18 protein-coding genes are annotated in these 19,541 nt (G+C 61.2%); 11 read left to right on the top strand and 7 right to left on the bottom strand.

The window, feature by feature from the left end:
- The first annotated feature begins 4 nt into the window (after positions 1 to 4).
- From V6582_RS25545 to atzF, 9 genes are read left to right on the top strand one after another with little or no spacing between them, the layout of a single operon-like run.
- On the top strand, positions 5 to 1,168 hold the full coding sequence (locus V6582_RS25545) for an ABC transporter permease (RefSeq protein WP_197434404.1): 1,164 nt from the start codon (positions 5 to 7) through the stop codon (positions 1,166 to 1,168).
- Positions 1,168 to 2,094: an ABC transporter permease gene (locus V6582_RS25540; protein WP_012653985.1), complete on the top strand. Its 927-nt coding sequence runs from the start codon at positions 1,168 to 1,170 to the stop codon at positions 2,092 to 2,094. The genes V6582_RS25545 and V6582_RS25540 overlap by 1 nt, the downstream gene beginning before the upstream one ends.
- A 15-nt stretch (positions 2,095 to 2,109) precedes the next feature.
- A complete protein-coding gene (locus V6582_RS25535; protein WP_156632456.1) occupies positions 2,110 to 3,126 on the top strand; it encodes a formamidase in 1,017 nt (338 codons plus the stop codon).
- 9 nt (positions 3,127 to 3,135) lie between these two features.
- Positions 3,136 to 3,837, top strand: a complete 702-nt coding sequence (gene biuH / locus V6582_RS25530; protein ID WP_156632457.1) for a biuret amidohydrolase — start codon at positions 3,136 to 3,138, stop codon at positions 3,835 to 3,837.
- Positions 3,834 to 4,895, top strand: coding sequence for a ring-opening amidohydrolase (locus V6582_RS25525; RefSeq protein WP_337739295.1), 1,062 nt, complete (start codon positions 3,834 to 3,836; stop codon positions 4,893 to 4,895). Before biuH ends, V6582_RS25525 begins: the two co-directional genes overlap by 4 nt.
- A complete protein-coding gene (locus V6582_RS25520) occupies positions 4,892 to 6,418 on the top strand; it encodes an ABC transporter ATP-binding protein (RefSeq protein WP_156632458.1) in 1,527 nt (508 codons plus the stop codon). Before V6582_RS25525 ends, V6582_RS25520 begins: the two co-directional genes overlap by 4 nt.
- A complete protein-coding gene (locus tag V6582_RS25515) occupies positions 6,418 to 7,086 on the top strand; it encodes a cysteine hydrolase family protein (protein ID WP_156632459.1) in 669 nt (222 codons plus the stop codon). The genes V6582_RS25520 and V6582_RS25515 overlap by 1 nt, the downstream gene beginning before the upstream one ends.
- Positions 7,079 to 7,423, top strand: coding sequence for a cupin domain-containing protein (locus V6582_RS25510; RefSeq protein ID WP_156632460.1), 345 nt, complete (start codon positions 7,079 to 7,081; stop codon positions 7,421 to 7,423). Before V6582_RS25515 ends, V6582_RS25510 begins: the two co-directional genes overlap by 8 nt.
- Positions 7,424 to 7,426: 3 nt before the next feature.
- On the top strand, positions 7,427 to 9,223 hold the full coding sequence (gene atzF / locus V6582_RS25505) for an allophanate hydrolase (RefSeq protein ID WP_156632461.1): 1,797 nt from the start codon (positions 7,427 to 7,429) through the stop codon (positions 9,221 to 9,223).
- A gap of 180 nt (positions 9,224 to 9,403) precedes the next feature.
- Here the strand turns inward: atzF and V6582_RS25500 are convergent, their stop codons facing one another.
- The 7 genes from V6582_RS25500 to V6582_RS25470 all read right to left on the bottom strand — a co-directional run bounded on the left by V6582_RS25500 (position 9,404) and on the right by V6582_RS25470 (position 17,325).
- Entirely contained in the window at positions 9,404 to 10,789 is a 1,386-nt protein-coding gene (locus V6582_RS25500) for an amidase (protein ID WP_156632462.1), read from the bottom strand.
- A 25-nt stretch (positions 10,790 to 10,814) separates the two neighbouring features.
- Positions 10,815 to 11,807: an ABC transporter ATP-binding protein gene (locus V6582_RS25495; protein ID WP_156632463.1), complete on the bottom strand. Its 993-nt coding sequence runs from the start codon at positions 11,805 to 11,807 to the stop codon at positions 10,815 to 10,817.
- Positions 11,804 to 12,802, bottom strand: coding sequence for an ABC transporter ATP-binding protein (locus V6582_RS25490; RefSeq protein ID WP_156632464.1), 999 nt, complete (start codon positions 12,800 to 12,802; stop codon positions 11,804 to 11,806). The genes V6582_RS25495 and V6582_RS25490 overlap by 4 nt, the downstream gene beginning before the upstream one ends.
- Positions 12,799 to 13,665, bottom strand: a complete 867-nt coding sequence (locus V6582_RS25485) for an ABC transporter permease (RefSeq protein ID WP_156632465.1) — start codon at positions 13,663 to 13,665, stop codon at positions 12,799 to 12,801. Before V6582_RS25485 ends, V6582_RS25490 begins: the two co-directional genes overlap by 4 nt.
- On the bottom strand, positions 13,662 to 14,612 hold the full coding sequence (locus V6582_RS25480) for an ABC transporter permease (protein ID WP_156632466.1): 951 nt from the start codon (positions 14,610 to 14,612) through the stop codon (positions 13,662 to 13,664). Before V6582_RS25480 ends, V6582_RS25485 begins: the two co-directional genes overlap by 4 nt.
- Before the next feature lie 141 nt (positions 14,613 to 14,753).
- Positions 14,754 to 16,229, bottom strand: coding sequence for an ABC transporter substrate-binding protein (locus tag V6582_RS25475; protein ID WP_234889721.1), 1,476 nt, complete (start codon positions 16,227 to 16,229; stop codon positions 14,754 to 14,756).
- Between the two features lie 193 nt (positions 16,230 to 16,422).
- On the bottom strand, positions 16,423 to 17,325 hold the full coding sequence (locus V6582_RS25470) for a LysR family transcriptional regulator (RefSeq protein ID WP_156632468.1): 903 nt from the start codon (positions 17,323 to 17,325) through the stop codon (positions 16,423 to 16,425).
- Between the two features lie 399 nt (positions 17,326 to 17,724).
- Here V6582_RS25470 and V6582_RS25465 point away from each other — a divergent pair, with 399 nt between their 5' ends.
- On the top strand, positions 17,725 to 18,909 hold the full coding sequence (locus V6582_RS25465; protein ID WP_156632469.1) for a transporter substrate-binding protein: 1,185 nt from the start codon (positions 17,725 to 17,727) through the stop codon (positions 18,907 to 18,909).
- A complete protein-coding gene (locus V6582_RS25460) occupies positions 18,906 to 19,511 on the top strand; it encodes an ANTAR domain-containing response regulator (RefSeq protein WP_156632470.1) in 606 nt (201 codons plus the stop codon). The genes V6582_RS25465 and V6582_RS25460 overlap by 4 nt, the downstream gene beginning before the upstream one ends.
- Positions 19,512 to 19,541 lie beyond the last annotated feature (30 nt).

Genomic DNA, 19,541 nt, shown 5'->3' with positions numbered 1-19,541 from the left:
GGCCATGACCACGACAGCTGAAAGCCGGACACATCTGCCGCATGGCTCGCGGCCCAAGTCTGCGGGACATCATGCGCTACGTCCGTTCGTGGAATGGCTGGCCCGCCGCGCCGAGCCGGTGGCAATCACGCTGCTGGCCGTGCTGATCGGGCTTGGCCTGTTCAGCCTGTTCATCACCGCCATCGGCAAATCGCCGCTGCAACTGTTCCAGCTGATGTTTGCGGGCGGCTTCGGCTCGTGGTTTTCGCTGCAAAATGCCCTTAGCCGGGCAGCCCCGCTGCTGTTAACCGCGCTCTGCGTGGCACTTCCCGCCCGGCTCGGCCTGACAATCATTGGCGCGGAGGGCGCGCTGGTGCTGGGCGGCCTGGCGGCAGCGGCCATCGCCGTTCCGCTGGCTCCGGCCTTCAATCCCCCTGCCCTCTGGCTGGTCATGGGTCTGTGCGCCATGCTGGCTGGTGGCGTGTGGATCGGCTTTGCCGGAGCGCTGAACCACTATCGCGGCGTCAATGAAACCATCTCCTCGCTGCTGCTGGCCTATATCGCCATCGCGCTGATGAACCACCTGATCGAAGGACCGCTGCGCGATCCGGCCAGCCTCAACAAGCCCTCGACCCTGCCCCTTCCCGCCGCCGACATGATTGGCAAGATCCCCGGCATGGATGTGCATTGGGGCCTGGCGGTCGGCATGATCGCCTGCATTCTCTCCTATATCGTTATCGAATGGACCAGCATCGGTTTTGCCGCACGGATCGCGGGCGGCAATATGCGCGCCGCACAGATCCAGGGCCTGCCGGTTGGGCGTTTGATCGTCGGCTTTACCGCGCTAGCCGGTGGTTTTGCAGGCCTTGCCGGGATGATCGAAGTGGCCGCCGTGCAGGGCAGCGCCAATGGCGCGCTGGTGGCGGGCTATGGCTATACCGGCATTCTCGTCGCCTTCCTTGCCCGGCAAAATCCGCTGGCGATCATTCCCGTTGCGATTTTTCTTGGCGGCATCACCGCCTCCGGCGGCTTGATCCAGCGCCGCATGGGCCTGCCGGATGCCACCGTGCTGGTGCTTCAAGGCACGCTGTTCGTGGTCATCCTGTTTTGCGAAACGCTGTATGGCCGGTTTCGCATCTTCAATCCGGACCTCTGGAAGCAACCGGTCACAGAAAAAGGAGAGACGTGATGGACGATAGCGCGCTTGGCCTCTGGGGCGTGCCGCTGGCGATATTGGCTGGTGCCATCCGCGTCTCCACCCCCTTCATCTTCGTCAGCCTTGGCGAAACTCTTACGGAGCGGTCGGGCCGCATCAATCTCGGCCTTGAAGGCACATTGGTATTCGGCGCCATGGCGGCCTATGCCGTGGCTGTCATGACCGGTTCGCCCTGGGCTGGCGTGGCCGCGGCCATGGTGGCTGGATCACTGTTTGGCCTGCTGCATGGCTTTATCTGCAAGTTTCCGAAGGTCAACGACATCGCCATCGGTATCGCCATGATGCAGTTCGGGCTGGGTCTCGCCTTCTTCTTCGGCAAGCCCTTCATCCAACCGGTCGCGCCGAAACTGCCGGTGATTTCGCTTGGCTTCTGGTCGCATCTGCCGCAAATCCAGGCGGCTTTGACCATCAACATCCTGTTCGTCATCGGCCTTGTACTGGCGCTGGTGCTCTGGTGGGCGCTGAAGAATACCCGGATCGGCCTGATCCTGCGGGTCGTCGGCGACAGTTCGGATGCGGCGCGTGCCATGGGCATCAACCCGGACACCGTGCGCCTGCTGGCAACCATGGCAGGCGGGGCGCTGGCGGCAGTGGGCGGCGCCTATCTGTCGCTGTTCTATCCCGGTTCGTGGAACGAGCGGATTTCGTCCGGCCAAGGCCTGATGGCCGTGGCGCTGGTGATTTTCGCGCGCTGGAACCCGCTTGGCTGCGTGCTGGCCTCTCTACTGTTCGGCGGGGCCGGTGCGCTCGGCCCGGCTTTGCAATCGGTCGGCGTTAGCGAGGGCTATTATCTGTTTTACGCCGCACCCTATGTGCTGACCCTGATCATTCTCATCATCACATCGTCACCGACACGGGCGCTGTCCGGCGCACCGGCGGCGCTGTCGCTGACCAAATAGCCACAGGAGGTTCCCATGAACGGATTGGGCGGATTGAACAAATCGGAACACGGCGTCGGTATCGGCCTCGTGCAATTGCAGCTCCCCGTCACCGTCACGCCGCAAGATCTGGCCCGCCAGACCCAGGTGATCGTCGATCTTGTGGCCAAAGCCCGGCGCAACCAGCCGGGCATGGATCTCGTGGTATTTCCCGAATATGCCCTGCACGGCCTGTCGATGGATATTAACCCCGAGATCATGTGCCGGATGGACGGCCCGGAAGTGGCCGCCTTCAAGGCCGCCTGCAAACAGAACCGCATCTGGGGCTGTTTCTCGATCATGGAATATAATCCCGGTGGGATGCCCTATAATTCCGGCATTATCATTGACGACACCGGCGCGCTGAAACTCTATTACCGCAAAATGCATCCCTGGGTGCCGGTCGAGCCATGGGAGCCGGGCAACCTCGGCATTCCCGTCATCGACGGGCCGAAGGGCGCCAAGCTGGCGCTGATCATCTGTCATGATGGCATGTTCCCGGAAATGGCCCGCGAATGCGCCTATAAGGGCGCGGAAATCATGATCCGCACGGCGGGCTATACCGCACCGATCCGCGAATCCTGGCGCTTCACCAACCAGTCCAACGCCTTCTGCAATCTGATGGTCACAGCCAATGTCTGCATGTGCGGTTCGGACGGCACATTCGACAGCATGGGCGAAGGGATGATCTGCAATTTCGATGGCTCGATCATCGCCCACGGCACATCAGGCCGCGTCAACGAGATCATCACCGCCGAAGTGCGCCCCGATCTGGTGCGAGAGGCGCGGCTGGGCTGGGGCGTGGAAAACAACATCTACCAGCTCGGTCATCGCGGCTATGTCGCGGTCGCCGGTGGCGCGCAGGATGTGCCCTACACTTACATGCACGATCTGATGGCTGGCAAGTATCGCCTGCCCTGGGAGGATCAAGTCAAGATCACCGACGGTACGGTCTGCGGCTTCGACAAGCCGACCCGCCTTTATGGCGCCCCGGCCAAATCCGCCGCCGAATAGGAGATTTTCATGGATACGCTAACCGATACCAAGATCCATACCCTCGCTGCCGATCCCTATCCCTGGCCCTATAATGGCGATTGGCGGCCTGATAACACCGCGCTCATCATCATCGACATGCAGACCGATTTCTGCGGCCCCGGCGGCTATGTCGATCACATGGGCTATGATCTGTCGCTGGTGCGCGCACCAATTGAGCCGATCAAAGCGGTTCTGGCTGCCATGCGCGCCAAAGCCTACCACATCATCCACACCCGCGAAGGCCATCGCCCTGACCTCGCCGACCTGCCCGCCAACAAGCGCTGGCGCTCGCAGCGGATCAAGTCCGGCATCGGTGATCCCGGCCCCTGCGGTCGCATTCTGGTGCGTGGCGAACCAGGCTGGAACATTATCGAAGAGCTGGCCCCACTGGATGGCGAAACCATTATCGACAAGCCCGGCAAAGGCTCGTTCTGCGCCACCGATCTGGAACTGATCCTCAACCAGAAGCGCATCCAGAATATCATCCTGACCGGCATCACCACCGATGTCTGTGTGCATACCACGATGCGCGAGGCCAATGACCGGGGCTTTGAATGCCTGTTGCTGGAAGATTGCTGCGGCGCGACTGATTACGGCAATCACCTCGCCGCCATCAAGATGGTGAAAATGCAGGGCGGCGTGTTCGGCGCGGTGTCCAATTCGAAAGACCTGATCGAGGCCCTGCCGTGACCCCATGCTTTCGCGCCTCGGTTTACCGCGTTGCCGCCTCAGCCCCGGATGACATATCCGGCGTCGAAGCGATGATTGCCGGCGGCCTCGATCCGCACAGCATCGTCGCGGTGCTGGGCAAGACCGAGGGCAATGGCTGTGTCAACGATTTCACCCGTGGTTTTGCCACCGCCACATTCGAACAGCTGTTTGCCCGCCTCGGTGTGACAGGTGTTTCCATCGTCATGTCCGGCGGCACGGAAGGGGCGCTGTCGCCCCATTGGACGATTTTTGCGCGTGAACGGGTGGAGGCAGCGCCGAACCGCTCGCTCGCCATCGGCGTTGCCCGTACCGCCTCGCTCCTGCCCGAACATCTGGGCCGCAAGGAACAGGTGGATCTGGTCGCCCAGGGCGTGCGCACTGCCATGGCTGATGCCGGGATAGACAATCCGGCGGATGTGCATTTCGTGCAGATCAAATGCCCGCTACTGACATCGGCGCGGGTGGCACAGGCCCAGGCGCGTGGAAAACGCACGGTTATTACTGAGACGCTGAAATCCATGGGCTATTCACGCGGCGCCTCGGCGCTGGGCGTCGCCGTGGCACTGGGCGAGCTTGACATGGACGATATCAAGGACACCGACATCTGCCGCACGCTTGACCTCTATTCCGCCCGCGCCTCCACCTCGGCGGGCGTGGAGCTGACCGATCACGAAATCATCGTTCTCGGCATGAGCGATCATTGGAGCGGACCATTTGCCATGACCCATACCGTGATGTTCGACGCCATGGATGCGCCGAGCGTGCGGGCCGCCTGGTCCGACATGCCGCTTGGAAAACTGAGCGCCGTGCTGGCCAAGGCCGAACCCGATCCAAGAGGCATCGTGCGGGGCAAGCGCCACACCATGCTTGAGGATAGCGACATTTCCGGCACCCGCCATGCCCGCGCCTTTGTCGGCGGCGTGCTGGCTGGCGTGTTCGGGGAAACGGACCTGTATGTGTCTGGTGGAGCCGAACATCAGGGACCGCCCGGCGGCGGGCCGGTGGCAATTATTGTCGAGCGGGAGGATGTGATATGAAGCCCAGCGGAAGTGCCATCAGCATCGAGACCGCCGCCATGACCATGCGGTTCGGCAGCTTCACCGCCCTCGATGCGGTCTCCATCAAGGTGCAGGCCGGATCTTTCCATGCCCTGCTGGGCGAAAACGGCGCGGGCAAATCAACCTTGGTCAAATGCATCATGGGCTTTTACCGCCAAACCTCGGGTCAATTGCTGGTCGAGGACCGGGAGGTGGAGATCGCCTCGCCCCGCGATGCGGCATCCCTGGGACTTGGCATGGTCTACCAGCATTTCACTCTGGTGCCGTCACTGACCGGCGCGGAAAACCTGGTCATCAGCCGCAATGCCGTGCCTGCGATGATCAACTGGCGGCGAGAGCGTCAGGCGCTCAACGATTTCATGGCGACCATGCCCTTCCAGATCCCGCTGGAGCGTCCGGTGCGGGAATTGTCGGCGGGTGAAAAGCAGAAGCTGGAAATCATCAAACAGCTCTATCTTGGACGCCGGTTCCTGATCCTCGACGAGCCGACATCGGTGCTGACACCTGCCGAGGCAGACGACATGCTGGGTCTGGTGCGGGGCATGACCGAGCGCGGAGCACTGACCGTGCTGATGATTTCCCACAAATTCCATGAGGTGCAAAAGTTCGCCGATGCGGTTTCGGTGCTGCGGCGTGGCAAGTTGGTCGGCTCGGGCCGCACAGCAGACCTGACGACGCAGGACATGGCGGCAATGATGATCGGCGATGTCAAACTGGCCGAACTCGACAGCCGCTTGCCGGTTGCGGACGCCAGCCCCTCCATCCTGTCGATCCGGGGGATGAAAACCCGCGACCGCAGCGGCTTGAAGAGTATCGAGGTGGATGATCTCAACGTCAGAGCTGGCGAAATCGTCGGGATTGCCGGTATTTCCGGCAATGGCCAGAAGGAGCTGGCCGAAGTGCTGGCCGGGCAACGACCTGCCGAGGCGGGCGACATCACGGTCAAGGACCGGCCCTATACGGCCACCCGACAGGAAACGCGGGCCGCCAATGTCCGTTTCATCCCGGAAGAACCGCTGCTGAATGCCTGCGCGCCGAGAATGTCAGTAGCTGAAAACCTGAGTTTTCGTGATTTCGATGTGGATGCCAGGGGAAAGACCCGGTTCTGGCTGAATGCCAAGGCCATGCGCGAGACAGCCGGGCGATTGATTGCCGATTTCAAGGTCAAGACCGCCTCGCCCGCCTCGCCGATTGCCTCGCTGTCGGGCGGCAATGTGCAGCGCGCCGTGCTGGCGCGGGAACTGACCGGCGATGTCGATCTGCGTGTTGTCTCCAATCCATGCTTTGGTCTGGATTTTTCCGCCGTCGCCGAAATCCGCGCCCGGATCATGAAGGCGCGCAACAATGGCAGCGCCGTGCTGCTGTTTTCCGAGGATCTGGACGAGTTGATGGAAATGTCCGACCGCATTGTCGTGATGTCGGATGGCAGGCTGGTTTACGAGACCCCGGCGCGCGGTGCCGACATTGCCGTGATCGGCGCCCATATGGCAGGACATGCATGATGGTGGATATCGAGGCCCAACCCTTCGCCTTCCCGTTGAAGCTGGACCAGGCGGCGCTTGTCATCATCGACATGCAGCGTGATTTCACCGAGCCGGGCGGCTTTGGCGAAACACTTGGCAATGATGTCAGCCTCGTCAGCGCCATCGTGCCGGATGTCAAACGCCTACTGGAGGCGGCTCGCACCCACGGTCTTACCGTGATCCACACGATGGAATGCCACAGGCCCGATCTCTCCGACCTGCCGGATGCCAAGCGCAATCGCGGCAATCCCACTTTGCGGATCGGTGATCCCGGGCCGATGGGCCGCATCCTGATTTCAGGGGAATACGGCACCGGCATTCTGCCGGAACTTGCGCCTGTCGACGGCGAGTTGGTGATCGAAAAGCCCGGCAAGGGTGCGTTCTACGCCACCTATCTCGGCGAAGAGCTCTCAAAGCGCGGCATTACCCAATTGATCTTTGCCGGCGTCACCACCGAAGTCTGTGTGCAGACCACGATGCGCGAGGCCAATGACCGGGGCTATGACTGCCTGCTGATCGAAGAAGCCACCGCCAGCTATTTCCCGGCCTTCAAGCAAGCGGCCCTGGAGATGATCCGCGCTCAGGGCGGAATTGTCGGCTGGACCGCCCATCTCGACCCCTTTCTGGAGGCGCTTGCCCATGGCTGAAACGACCCGTGACAATATGCTGGCCGGTGGCTGGAAAAGCCTGACCTATGAGCCCTTCCGCAAGGGCGTGACCATTCACTGGATACGACGTTTTGAGGGCGACCAGCCTGGCGTTGCCCTTCTGGCCTATCAGGCCGGAGCCTCGGTTCCCCGCCACCGCCACGAAGGGCTGGAAACCATTCTGGTGCTGGAAGGCAGTCAGTCGGACGAGACCGGCACCTATGGCACCGGCTCCTATATCGTCAATGCGGCAGGCACCGAACATTCCGTGTGGAGCATTGATGGCTGCACCGTCCTGATCCAATGGGATCGCCCCGTAACACTATTGGAAAACTGATCCATGGCATTTTCTCAAGCTTTTGATATTGCATCGCTTCACGCCGCCTATGCCTCTGGCTGGACGCCACAGGCAATGATCGAAGAGGTATTTTCTCGCATCGCCGCCATCGACGATCCCGGTATTTTCCTCAGACTCGCCGACAAGGCGGAGCTGCTGGATCAGGCGCAAGCGCTCGGAGCATTTTCACCGGAGACAAAGCCGCTCTGGGGCATTCCTTTTGCCGTCAAGGACAATATCGATGTCGCGGGCTTGCCGACCACCGCCGCCTGCCCGGACTATGCCTATACGCCCGAAACCGATGCGACTGTGGTGCGCCTGTTGAAAGAAGCGGGTGCCCTGGTGATCGGCAAGACCAATCTCGACCAATTCGCCACCGGCCTGGTCGGCGTACGCACGCCCCATGCCATTCCCCGCAATGCGATCGATCCTACGCTGGTCCCCGGCGGCTCCAGTTCAGGCTCGGCGGTGGCAACGGCGCAGGGCATTGTCAGCTTCGCGCTCGGCACCGACACGGCAGGCTCTGGTCGCATTCCTGCCGGGCTGAACAATATTGTCGGCTTGAAGCCCTCGGTCGGCGCGCTGTCTGCCACTGGTGTCATTCCCGCCTGCCGCACCCTCGATTGCGTATCGATCTTTGCGCTGACGGTGGAAGATGCCCATAAGATCTTCGCCGTCGCCGCTAAACCCGACGCAACAGATGCTTATTCCCGCCCTATGCCGACAGGTCATGCCCTGGCGTCCGCTCCAGTCCTGCGCATTGGCGTTCCCGCGAAGGCCGACCGTGAATTCTTCGGCGACGGCCTTATGGAAGCCGCTTTCGATAAGGCGCTGGCGGAATTGTCGGCCATGGGCCACACGCTCGTGGACCTGCCGTTTTCCGGCTTCTTTGAGGTTGCAAACCTGCTCTATGAAGGCGCCTGGGTGGCCGAGCGCTATGCGGCGGTCAAGGAATTTTTCGACGCGAAGCCCGAAAGCTTCCATCCGGTCACACACAAGATCTACAGCGCAGCGAAAACCCTGACTGCCGCCGATGCCTTTTCCGGCATGTACCGCCTGCAAGCGCTGAAGCAGCAATTGGCCCCGGTAATCGCCTCCGTCGATGTGATCTGCGTGCCGACAGCACCCACCCATTACACGCTGGCCGATCTGCAAGATGAGCCGATCAAGGCCAATTCACGCCTCGGCACCTATACCAATTTCGTCAACCTTCTGGACATGTGCGGCATTGCCGTGCCGACCGGCAAGCGCGGCGATGGCCTGCCCTCCAGCGTCACGCTGCTCGCACCCTTCGGTGCCGATGGCCTGACCGCAGCGCTGGGTTCTGCCTTGCACAACCGCCTTGGCACCACCGTCGGCGCCACCGGCTGGCCGCTTCCACCGGCATCTGAAAAACCGGTCGAAAAGGCCGAGAGCCTGATCCCTGTCATCGTTGTCGGCGCGCATCTGTCCGGCATGCCACTCAATCACCAACTGACCAGCCTTAACGCCAGGTTCCTGCGGGCTGGCACAACATCGACCAACTATAAACTGTTTGCCCTGCCCAACCAGACACCGCCCAAGCCCGGCCTGGTTCGGGTCGAGCAAGGTGCCGCGATTGCCGTGGAAATCTGGCAACTGACACCCGCAGGCTTCGGCCAGTTCGTCAACATGATCCCTTCGCCGATGTGTATCGGCACGGTCTTCCTCGACGACGGCTCGAGCGCCAAGGGTTTTCTCGTCGAGCCTTCAGCCCTGGAAGGTGCTGAAGACATTACGCATTTGGGTGGCTGGCGGGCGTATATCGCCAGCTTGCAATAAAGCATTTCAATGTTTTCGCTCAGAGCACCCGGCAGAGCCAGAGATTGCCTTCACCCAAGAGGAGGTCCCAAAAATCTGCGGCTCTATCCCTCTTCTCCCCAGCGGGGAGAAGGTCGCGGCAGCGGGATAAGGGGGCGGCGAAGCCGAGATATCGAAACTGTCGCGCACTTTCTGGACCCATCAAGGCTGCGGCCAAGTGCTGATCCGTCCGGTCCAGCTTTCAAACAGTTTCGACAGTTTCAGCACGGTCAGATCAGCAAATCGCGGACCAACAATCTGCAAACCTATTGGCATGCCGCTGTTTGAAAAGCCGCAATTGATCGATGCCGCTGGCTGTTCCGACATGTTCCACGGCACCGTGAAGGCAATGTGCTCGAAAGGCTTTTGCGGATCATTGGTCGGCGAGGCCCACTCTGCCGGGTAGGAAACGACAGGATTGACCGGCGACAGAACCGCATCGACGCGGGTAAACAGCGCGCCGCAGGTTTTGCGCATCTCGATGGTCTGGCCAAAACCCTTGACCGCATCGACACCGCTGACGCTGGCCCCACCCTCGGCCCATTCATAGATATAGGGCAGGATCATCTGGCGTTTTTCCGTGCTGAGGGCGGCAATATCGCCCCAGAACTTTGCCCGCCAGAACACATCCAGCCCATCCAGCATGGCGCGGTTCATCACCGGGCCAACTTCGAAAACCTCGGCCCCTGCCGCCTCGAAGCGCCTGGCGGCAGCGATAATTGCCTCGCGCACCTCCTCCTCGGCAGCAAGACCGCAGCCAGCATCCAGCATGACACCGATTTTCATGCCGCTGATATCGATATCCTCGTCCAGCCAGCTGATTTTCTCTGGAGGAAGACTGGTCCCGTCACGCCAGTCAGGGCGCGCCAAGGTCATCATCGAATAGGCGGCATCATCCACACAGCGGGTCATCGGCCCGGCGCAACGCCCGACATAATAGGGATCGACCGGGATGCGACCATGGCTGGGCTTGAAGCCGAACAGCCCGGTCCATCCGGCGGGCAAGCGCACCGATCCGCCAATATCCGTACCGATATGCAGCGGGCCGAACCCGGCAGCCCCCGCCGCCGCCGCACCGGCGCTGGAGCCGCCGGGGTTTTGGCTGAGATCCCAGGGATTGCGGCTGAGAGGATGGAAACTCGACAGGCCCGAAGACAGCATGCCGTAATCCGGGCAGGTGGTCTTGGCAAAGATCACCGCGCCGTCCTCACGCATCCGTGCCGCAATCGGCGCGTCTGCCGCAGCAGGCACGAGATCAACGGCGGCAGTGCCAAGCGGCACCGGTTGGCCTTTCGTGGCAATCAGCTCCTTCAGCGAGACGGGAATGCCGTCGAGCGGGCCGAGTGGTGCCTCGCGCTGCCAGCGATCCGTGGAGGCACGGGCCTGGGCGCGGGCGCTTTCGGGATCGTAGAGGTAAAGCGCCTGAACCGAGGGCTCGAAAGCATCGATCCGGGCCTCGACGGCGTTCCAATAGTCTTCCGGAGACAGGGTCTTGGCGCTGAAACCGGCAATCAGCTCCCGGATGGTCAAATCAACAAGATCGGTCATTCCTGGCTTTCTATATCTTTGATCTTTATCGGATGAAGGTATCGGTCCCGGCCATCACCTCGGCACGGTGGCAGGCCGCCTGGCGTCCGGGCATGATTTCCCGCAGCACTGGCTGCTCAATGGTGCAGCGTGTCTGCGCCAGCGGACAGCGAGCGCGGAACGCACAGCCAATATCCGGATCGCCGCTGATATCAGGCAGAGGGGCGGGCTTTTGCGGCCTGCCGAAACGGTGAACGCTCGGCTCGGCATCGGCCAGAATTTTCGTATAGGGATGCAGTGGCTGCTCGAAAACCGCATGGGCCGGTCCCTGCTCCACCAGCCTGCCGCGATACATCACCCCGACCCGGTCAGCGATACAATCCACCACCGCCAGATTATGGGTGATAAACAGAAAGCTGACCCCGCGTGTGCGGCGCAGATCCATCAACAGGTTGAGGACCTGCCCCTGGACCGAGAGATCGAGCGCCGAGACCGCCTCATCGGCCACGACAAGTTTCGGTTCGGTGATCAGGGCACGGGCAATGGCGATCCGCTGGCGCTGGCCGCCGGAAAACTCGTGCGGATAGCGCTGCGCATGGCTGGCCTGCAAGCCGACGCTTTCCAGCATGGCGGCGACTTTGTCGCGGATCGCGGCCTTACCCGGCCTTGGCGTCAGCACATGCAAGGGTTCAGCGATAATCCGCCCGATGGTCTGGCGCGGATCGAGCGAGCCGAACGGGTCCTGAAACACCATCTGGAAGGCCTGCCGCTTGCGCTTCAATGCCTTGGACGACAGCGAAAACAGATCGTCACCGTCGAACAGGACATGGCCCGAGGTTGGACGGTCGAGCGCCATCACCAGCCGGGCAAGGGTGGATTTGCCACACCCGCTTTCGCCGACAATGCCATAGATCTCGCCGCGCCCAACCGTCAGCGATACCTCGTCCAGCGCCCGGCTGGTATGCGGCTTCCCGAACAGCGGACGGCTGATATAGTCGCGGGCAAGCATGCGAATATCGAGAAGACTGTTGTCGGTCATTGGCTGACCTCCCCTTGCTCAGCGCGCAGACAGCGCACGCCGCGATCCTCGCCATGCCTCGACCAGCCCGGCGCGGTGAGACGACACTCCGTCACCACATCAGGACAACGGTCGGAAAAGCAGCAGCCTTGCGGCAGTTGCGCAAACCCTGGAACCGTACCGGGAATGGTGGCAAGCCTGCCTTCCTCGCCGTCCTTTCCAGGCACCCGCTTGGGCACGGCAGACAGCAGGCCGCGCGTATAAGGATTGAGCGGGGTGGTCAGAACATCGTGGGTTGGACCTTCCTCCATCCGCCTTCCGGCATAGAGAACCAGAGTGCGGTCGCACATGCGGGCGATGACGCCGAGATCGTGGCTGACGAGGATCAGCGCCATCCGATATTCGCGCACGAGATCATCGAGAATATCCAGCACTTCGGCCTGTACCGTCACATCGAGCGCCGTGGTCGGCTCGTCGGCGATCATCAATGCCGGTTTCAAGGCCAGCGCGATGGCGATGCCAACGCGCTGGCGCTGGCCGCCCGACATTTCATGCGGGTAAGTCACTGCCCGGCGCTTGGCATGGGGAATGCGGACCTGATCGAGAAGCTCCACCGCCTCGCGGCGCGCCTGACGCCAACTGAGACCGCGATGCCAGACCAGGCCTTCGGCGATCTGGTCGCCGATGGTCATCGCCGGGTTGAGCGCTGTCAACGGTTCCTGGAAGATCATGCCGATCCGGTTGCCACGGATCTTGCACAGCCGGTCTTCGCTGGCGCTCAACAGGTCCTCTCCGTCAAGCAGGATCTGGCCGGTCGGGCGGGCGACGCGGGGCAGAAGTCCGATAATTGCCAGCGATGCCAGTGATTTTCCAGAGCCGCTTTCACCGACAATGCCAAGCGTTTCGCCAGCCCGCAGGTCGAAACTCAGGTCATCGATGATGGGCATGCAACGACCATCGGGAAGATCTACTGCAATGGACAGGTCTCGAACCGAGAGCAACGGTTGTTCGCTCATGAACGCCCCTTTTCACGCGGGTCGAGAAGATCGCGCAGCCCATCGCCCAGCATATTAAAGCCAAGCACAGTAAGCGCGATGGCAAGGCCCGGCAGGATGGCAAGCCAGGGCGCGGCAGCAAGATAGGTCTGGGAATCGGCCAGCATCCGCCCCCAGGTCGGTGCCGGTGGCGGCATGCCGAGACCAAGAAAGCTCAAGCCCGCCTCGGTCAGAATGGCCAGGCCGAGCTGGATGGCGACCTGTACGATGATCTGGCTGGCAATATTGGGCAAGACATGTTCGATGGTGATCAGCACCTGACCCTTGCCTGCAGCACGCGCCGCCAGCACATAATCCCGTGACCAGACCTGAAGAGCAGCACTGGCGGTGACGCGGGCAAAAACTGGCACCATGAACACGGCGATAGCGATAATGGCGGTAAACCGCCCCGTGCCAAGCAGAGCGCCGAGCATCATGGCCGACAGGATCGGAGGAATAGCGAAGATCACATCGTTGATCCGCATGGTCAGCGCCTCGACCATGCCGCGCCGCGCCGCAACCGTGACGCCGAACAGCGTGCCGATGCCTGCGCCAAGCACCACCGCCGCCAGGGCGGTCGATAGAGAGTTCCAGGCGCCAACCATCAGCATGGAGGTCAGGTCGCGGCCAAGCTGGTCGGTTCCCAGCAGGCCATGCACCAGCGGCGGTTTCAGCTTGTAGACGATCTGCATCCGGGTCGGCGGCAGCGGTGTCCAGACCAGCGACAGAAGGGCAATCGCCACCAGCAGGATGATAATCAGCCCGCCGATCAGCAAAGTCGGACGGAGAAAGAGACGAGCGAGCCGCCTGGTAGACGGTTTTGAAATTGTCACGGTCGTGGTCATTTGCCCCTCCCCCGCAATCTTGGGTCCAGCACGAGATAAGAGAGATCGACAAGGAAATTCATGATGATGACCAGGCCAGCAAAGAACAGGACGACATCCTGCATGACGATGATGTCGCGCTGGTTCAGCGCCTGATAGGCAAGCCGCCCCAGCCCCGGCAAGTTGAAGACATTTTCAATCAGGATGGCCCCGGCAATCAGGAAGGTGAATTGCAGGCCGAGAATGGTCATGACAGGCACCAGCGCATTCGGCACCGCATGACGCCACAAAGCCGCCCGCCGTGTCAGGCCCTTGGCGCGGGCGGTGCGGACGAAATCCTCGTTCATCACGTCAAGCACCGCCGAGCGGGTGACGCGGGTCAATACGCCTGCCTGTGGCAGCGCCAATGCGATGGCCGGCAGCGTCAACGACAGCAGTGCCGAACCGAACCCTGCTTGCCACCCGGCGAAGCCACCAGCCGGCATCCAGCCGAGTTTTACTGAAAAGCCGAGGACCAGCAACAGTCCGACCCAGAAGCCCGGAACGGCGATAAACAGTTGCGACAGAAAGCCAGCCGCATAATCGAAACTGCTATTGCGGCGGGAGGCCGAAGCGACACCCATCGGGATGGCGATTGCCATGGACAGAAGGATCGCCATCACCGCCAAAGGCAGCGTGACGGTGAGGCGCTCGCCGATCAAGCCAGCCACCGGCACGCCATAGGTATAGGACTGCCCCAGATCCCCCGTCACGGCACCTGCCAGCCAGTGCAGATAGCGGATCGCCAGCGGTTGATCGAGGCCAAGCTCATGGCGCAGCGCCGCCAGCGTATCGGGGCTTGCCGAGGTGCCGAGCATGACAGCGGCGGGATCGCCGGGCAGCACATCCATCAAAACAAAGATCAGGATGGACACGGCAGCCAGGGTCAAGACAAGGCCACCCAGCCGCCTGAGAATAAGGGCAAGCATTTCTGGTTTTCCTTCCGCACGGATTTTTAGGGACCGGCTCCGTGCAAGGACGAAGCAGTCAATCCCACGTGCACTTGTATCAGGCCAATGCGCCTTCACCTCGGGACGGCGATGACCGTTTCAGGCCATCGCCGATCAGGATCAATCCTCCCAATGCACATCCGTCAAAACATTGGCGGGGATCGGTTCATTTTCCCACAAGCCCTTGATCTTCTTGTTCCAGACACCAAGCTTCGGCATGACGAACAGGTAGAGTGCTGGCACATCCTCGGCAAGAATCTGCTGCGCCTGACCGTAAAGCGTGGCCTGGGCCGCCGGATCGGATGTGGCCTGGATCTTCTTGATCGTCTCGTTGAAGACCGGGTTCTTATAGTTGAAATAATAGGGGTCGCGGGCATAGATATCGATATCCATTGGCTCGGCATGGGCAACGATGGTCATATCGTAATCCGTACCCTTGAACACATCCGACACCCATTTTCCGGGAAACTCGGTGGGCTCTATGGTCATCGTCACGCCGATTTCGGCCAGCATGGCCTGCATGATTTCGGCGCTGCGCGGCGCATAGGTCATTTGCGGGGTCTTGATGGTGAAGCTGAACCCGTTCGGATAGCCCGCTTCTTCCAGAAGCGCCTTGGCCTTTTCCGGGTTATACGGCAGGACTTTGGTGGTATCGACATAACCCGGATCGTTCGGGGTATAATGGCTGCCGATCACAGTGCCGTAGCCGGACCAGGCGCCTTCCACCAGCGTCGAGCGGTCGATGGCCATCATCAGCGCCTGGCGCACGCGCTTGTCGTTAAACGGCTTGCGGCTATTGTTCATGCCAGCCACGACCTTCAGCTCGGTATTGCCGACAACAGTCGCAAGCTTGGCGTCGTCCTTGAAGCTGTCCATCAGTTCCGGCGCGCTAAACTCTGGAAAGGCATCGACACCGCCGGATTTCAGCGCTGCCGCCTGGGCCTGGGCATCGGGAATGAAGCGGAACACCACCTTGTCGAGGCCAAGCTTTACCTGCTTGTTCCAGTAATCAGGGTTGGCAGCAAGCTCCACCCGGTCGCCCTTGGCCCAGCTGACGAATTTGAACGGGCCGGTGCCAATGGGATTGGTCTTGTCATCAGCAGCGGTTTTCGGGGCAACCATCACGGAGGCGGGCCAGCCCAGCCAGTAGAGCAGCGAGCCCGCCGGTTCCTTCAGTTTCAAGACCAGCGTTGTCTTGTCGGGCGTCTCGATGCTGTCGATGGCGCTGAAAAACCGCTTTTGGCCATTGGTCGAGTCCGGGCCACGCGCCCGGTCGAGCGTGAATTTCGCCACGGAGGAATCGAATGCCTCGCCATCGTGGAAGGTCACGCCCTCCTGGAGCTTGAATGTATAGGTGAGACCGTCGGGGGAGATCGCCCAGCTTTTCGCCAGTTGCGGCACGATCTTGCCGTCACGGTCGATGGCAACCAGCCCTTCGAAAATATTCTGCCAGGTCACCTGGCCGATTGCCACAGGGGCTGCCACCGTCGGATCAAGCCCGGTCGGCTCGATATTCATGCCAAGTGTCAGCGTCCTCTGAGCCGCCGTCGCCAGGCCGGGGCCGACAAGCGACACCGTCGTCACCGCAATCGTCATCACCGCGATGCGACGCCAAGTGCCCGGCTTGAAAAAGCGTGCATGAACCATCGTCAAATTCCCCTTCGTGAACGCTCGTTTTCCGTGTTTACCACGGGTGGCGTCATTGTCGAAAATACTGTCATCTCGCAAGCAACCACACAATGCGGTTTTTTGTGTTCTGCGTGGAGCGCAAAACGCTACACGCATGTCTTCATTTCCCCATCTGTTCGCGCATGAACCGCTCAACCGCATCCACCAGCTTTGACGCCGCAAACGACAATTGCCGGTCCCCGGCGACGCACAGATCGATGGGTGTGCGGATGCCAGCCCCACCGGCAATCGGGATAACCACCAGTTCGCCGGACCGGCGCTCGCGCGCCACCGTCTGGGCTGGCAGCAGCGTCAGGGCTGCACTACGCAATACCAGTTCCCGCTGCATTTCCAGCGATCCCGTCACGAAGACCGGATCAAGCTCCAGACCGGCCCTGGAAAACCAGGCATCGAAGGCGCGGCGCGCACCAAAGGACCCATCCGGCACCGCCAGCGGAAACCGGGCAAGCTCGGTGACGGTCATTTCCGCCAGGCGCGCTGCCGGATGATGGCTGGCGGCGATGACATCATAAACGATCTGCGCCCGTGCCCGCACCCTTATGCCCGGATCAGGCTCTGAAAACAGGGTAACGGCCATGTCCGCCTTGGCGCTCGACAAGGCCTCCATCGCCTGACCGGCGCTGGAAATGGTCACCGAAAACCGGATATTGGGATAGATCAGGCTGAAATCGGCCAGTGCCGGTGCCAGCAGATTGGCCACCGTCGCACCGTTTGCGTGGATAGTGACATGACCGCGCTTCAAGCCCTGGAGATCGTCGATCAACTGATGAACATGGTTCAGCTCGCGCAATGTCTTGCCCGCTCTTGCCGCCAGCAACTCGCCCGCCGCCGTCAACTGGATGCCCCGGCTCGACCGCTCGATCAGCACCGTGCCGAAATAATGCTCCAACTGATCGATCTGTCGGGCAAAGGCGGTGGGCTGCACGTTCAAACGCTCGGCAGCCGCCCGCATCGACCGGGTCCGCACCAGTTCATCGAAATAGATCAGCGCTTTTATGTGCATGCCCGTTCATCCCCGCCCCGGCAGAATTGCCAGATTTTTCCACGCCTTCCAAGTCCTGCCTGGGGTGATGATTTTCCCATTTCGGCTCTATCGCTCCGTTAAGCGTACTCGTTGCAGAAGGCATAAGCGCGCAACCATTAAAGCCTATTAAATGGGCGAAAATTCCTGTTGACTATATTTTAACCTGGGCATAGCCTGCAAGTGACCTTCCAACAACCCTCCAGGGATTTTGGAGAGAACTGGCGACAGGACAAAGTTTATCGTCCTTGCCGCCGAACACATGGCTTTGATGCCGCAGGCAAACACGCCCCGCTACTCGTCTTCACGGACGGGCCGGGGCTTTTTTTATGCGCGATTTCGACCGCAAGGAAAGATCGATCGCAAGGCAAGAGTGACTGCATGACGAGGATGACCGTTCCGATTTCGATCCTGTTCTCGACCACCGGGCCTTATGCGGCACTCGGTCGGGAAGCCGTGGATGGAGCGATGGCGGCCATTGCGCAGATCAATACCGATACGGCATATGCTCTTCAAATCGAGGCGAAACTGGCCGATCCCGGTGGCAATGCCGAGCGCTATGGATTGATGGCGGAAGCGGCTACCCGCGACGATGGCTGCAAGCATATCATAGGCGCCATCACGTCCTGGAGCCGCAAGGAAATCCTGCCGGTGGTCGAACGCTCCGGTACCCTGCTCTGGTATGCCTTTCCTTATGAAGGCTATGAAGCAAGCGACAGCGCGCTTTATCTCGGCGCCTGTCCCAACCAGCATCTTCTGCCGCTGTTTGCGCATATCCTGCCACGGTTCGGGCGACGGCCTTTCATTGTCGGGTCCAATTATATCTGGGGATGGGAAGTCAGCCGGATCGCCCGGGAACTGACCGAGGCCAGCGGCGGCCAGGTCGTCGCGGACCGGTATATGCCGCTTGGCTCTACCCAGGTCAATCACCTGATTGCCGAAATCCGCCAGAAGCGGCCCGATTTCATCCTGAGCAATCTCGTCGGCCAGTCGGCTGCCGCCTTTCTGGCCGCCTATGACGCCCTGCGGCGCGAAGATCCCGCTTTCGGCCCGGAACACTGTCCTGTCACCGCCTGCAATCTCTGCGAAACGGATCTCGCCGTTCTGGAGCCATCCGCCCGGATTGGCCATATCACCACATCTGTCTATTTCCAGGGACTGGAGAGCGAAGAAAACCAGGACTTCAAGGCAGGAATCGCACGGCGTTACGGGCAGGACCGCCGCCTGACCACACCTTTCGTGTCGGCCTATACCGCTGTGATGGTTCTGGCGCAGGCCATTGCCGATGTGGGCAGCGACATGCCGGAGGCCGTGCGCCATGCCGCCACGAACCGGCTGTTTCACACCCCGCTTGGGCCATTGAAAATCGACCCCCGCACCCAGCACGCCGCGCTTCGTCCGCATATCGCGCTTTCGGACCACGATGGTTCCTTCACGCTGTTTCAGAGTGCGGCGGCGCCCATTGAGGCTGATCCTTATCTGGTGCGCAGCCAACCAAAGCGAATGGAAGACACTCCACCCACGCCTAAACCCCAGACCTCACCATCGCTGAAGGTGATCAAATGAAGCGGTCCGATCGCCCCCTGCTTGCCAATTGGCATGCGATCATCCTGCATCGCCCGCATCCTTCCGTCGACGCGCTGCAACGCCAGCTCGAACTCTTGCATATCCGGGTGACGATTGCCTGGCCGCAACTGGACGAGAGCCATGCCGGTGCTGACATCGTGCTTTTCGATGCCGATATGGGTCATGACGGTCAATTTCCCTGGCCAGCGGGCTTTGCGCCAATGCCGATGATTGCGCTGATCGGCTCGGAAACCCCGGGGCGAACCGAATGGGCGCTGTCGCAAGGCTCCAATGCCCATCTCCTAAAACCAGTCGGTTCCACCGGTGCCTATAGCGCCCTGTTGATCGCTGCCCATGCCTATCAGGCAGCCCGCAGCCAGGCCGATGACATCCGTAACCTGGAAAACCGCGTCCGGCAGCGACCGGTCGTGGTGCATGCCGTGCTGGAACTGCTGCGGCAGGGCGCCTGCACCGAGGCCGAGGCCTGGCGCAGATTGCGCATGGTGGCGATGGACTGGGGCATGACAATCGAGGATGCCGCCGAGGCCATCTGCCGCAACGACCGGCATATCGGCGAGTTTCCAATCCCGAAATCCAACTGAAACAGAATTGCAGTCCATAAGGAGTTTTTG

This window comes from Agrobacterium vitis, from assembly GCF_037039395.1.
Classification (GTDB): domain Bacteria; phylum Pseudomonadota; class Alphaproteobacteria; order Rhizobiales; family Rhizobiaceae; genus Allorhizobium; species Allorhizobium vitis_E.
Note: the sequence above shows the minus strand (reverse complement) of the source record. Positions and strands in the feature narration are given on the sequence as shown.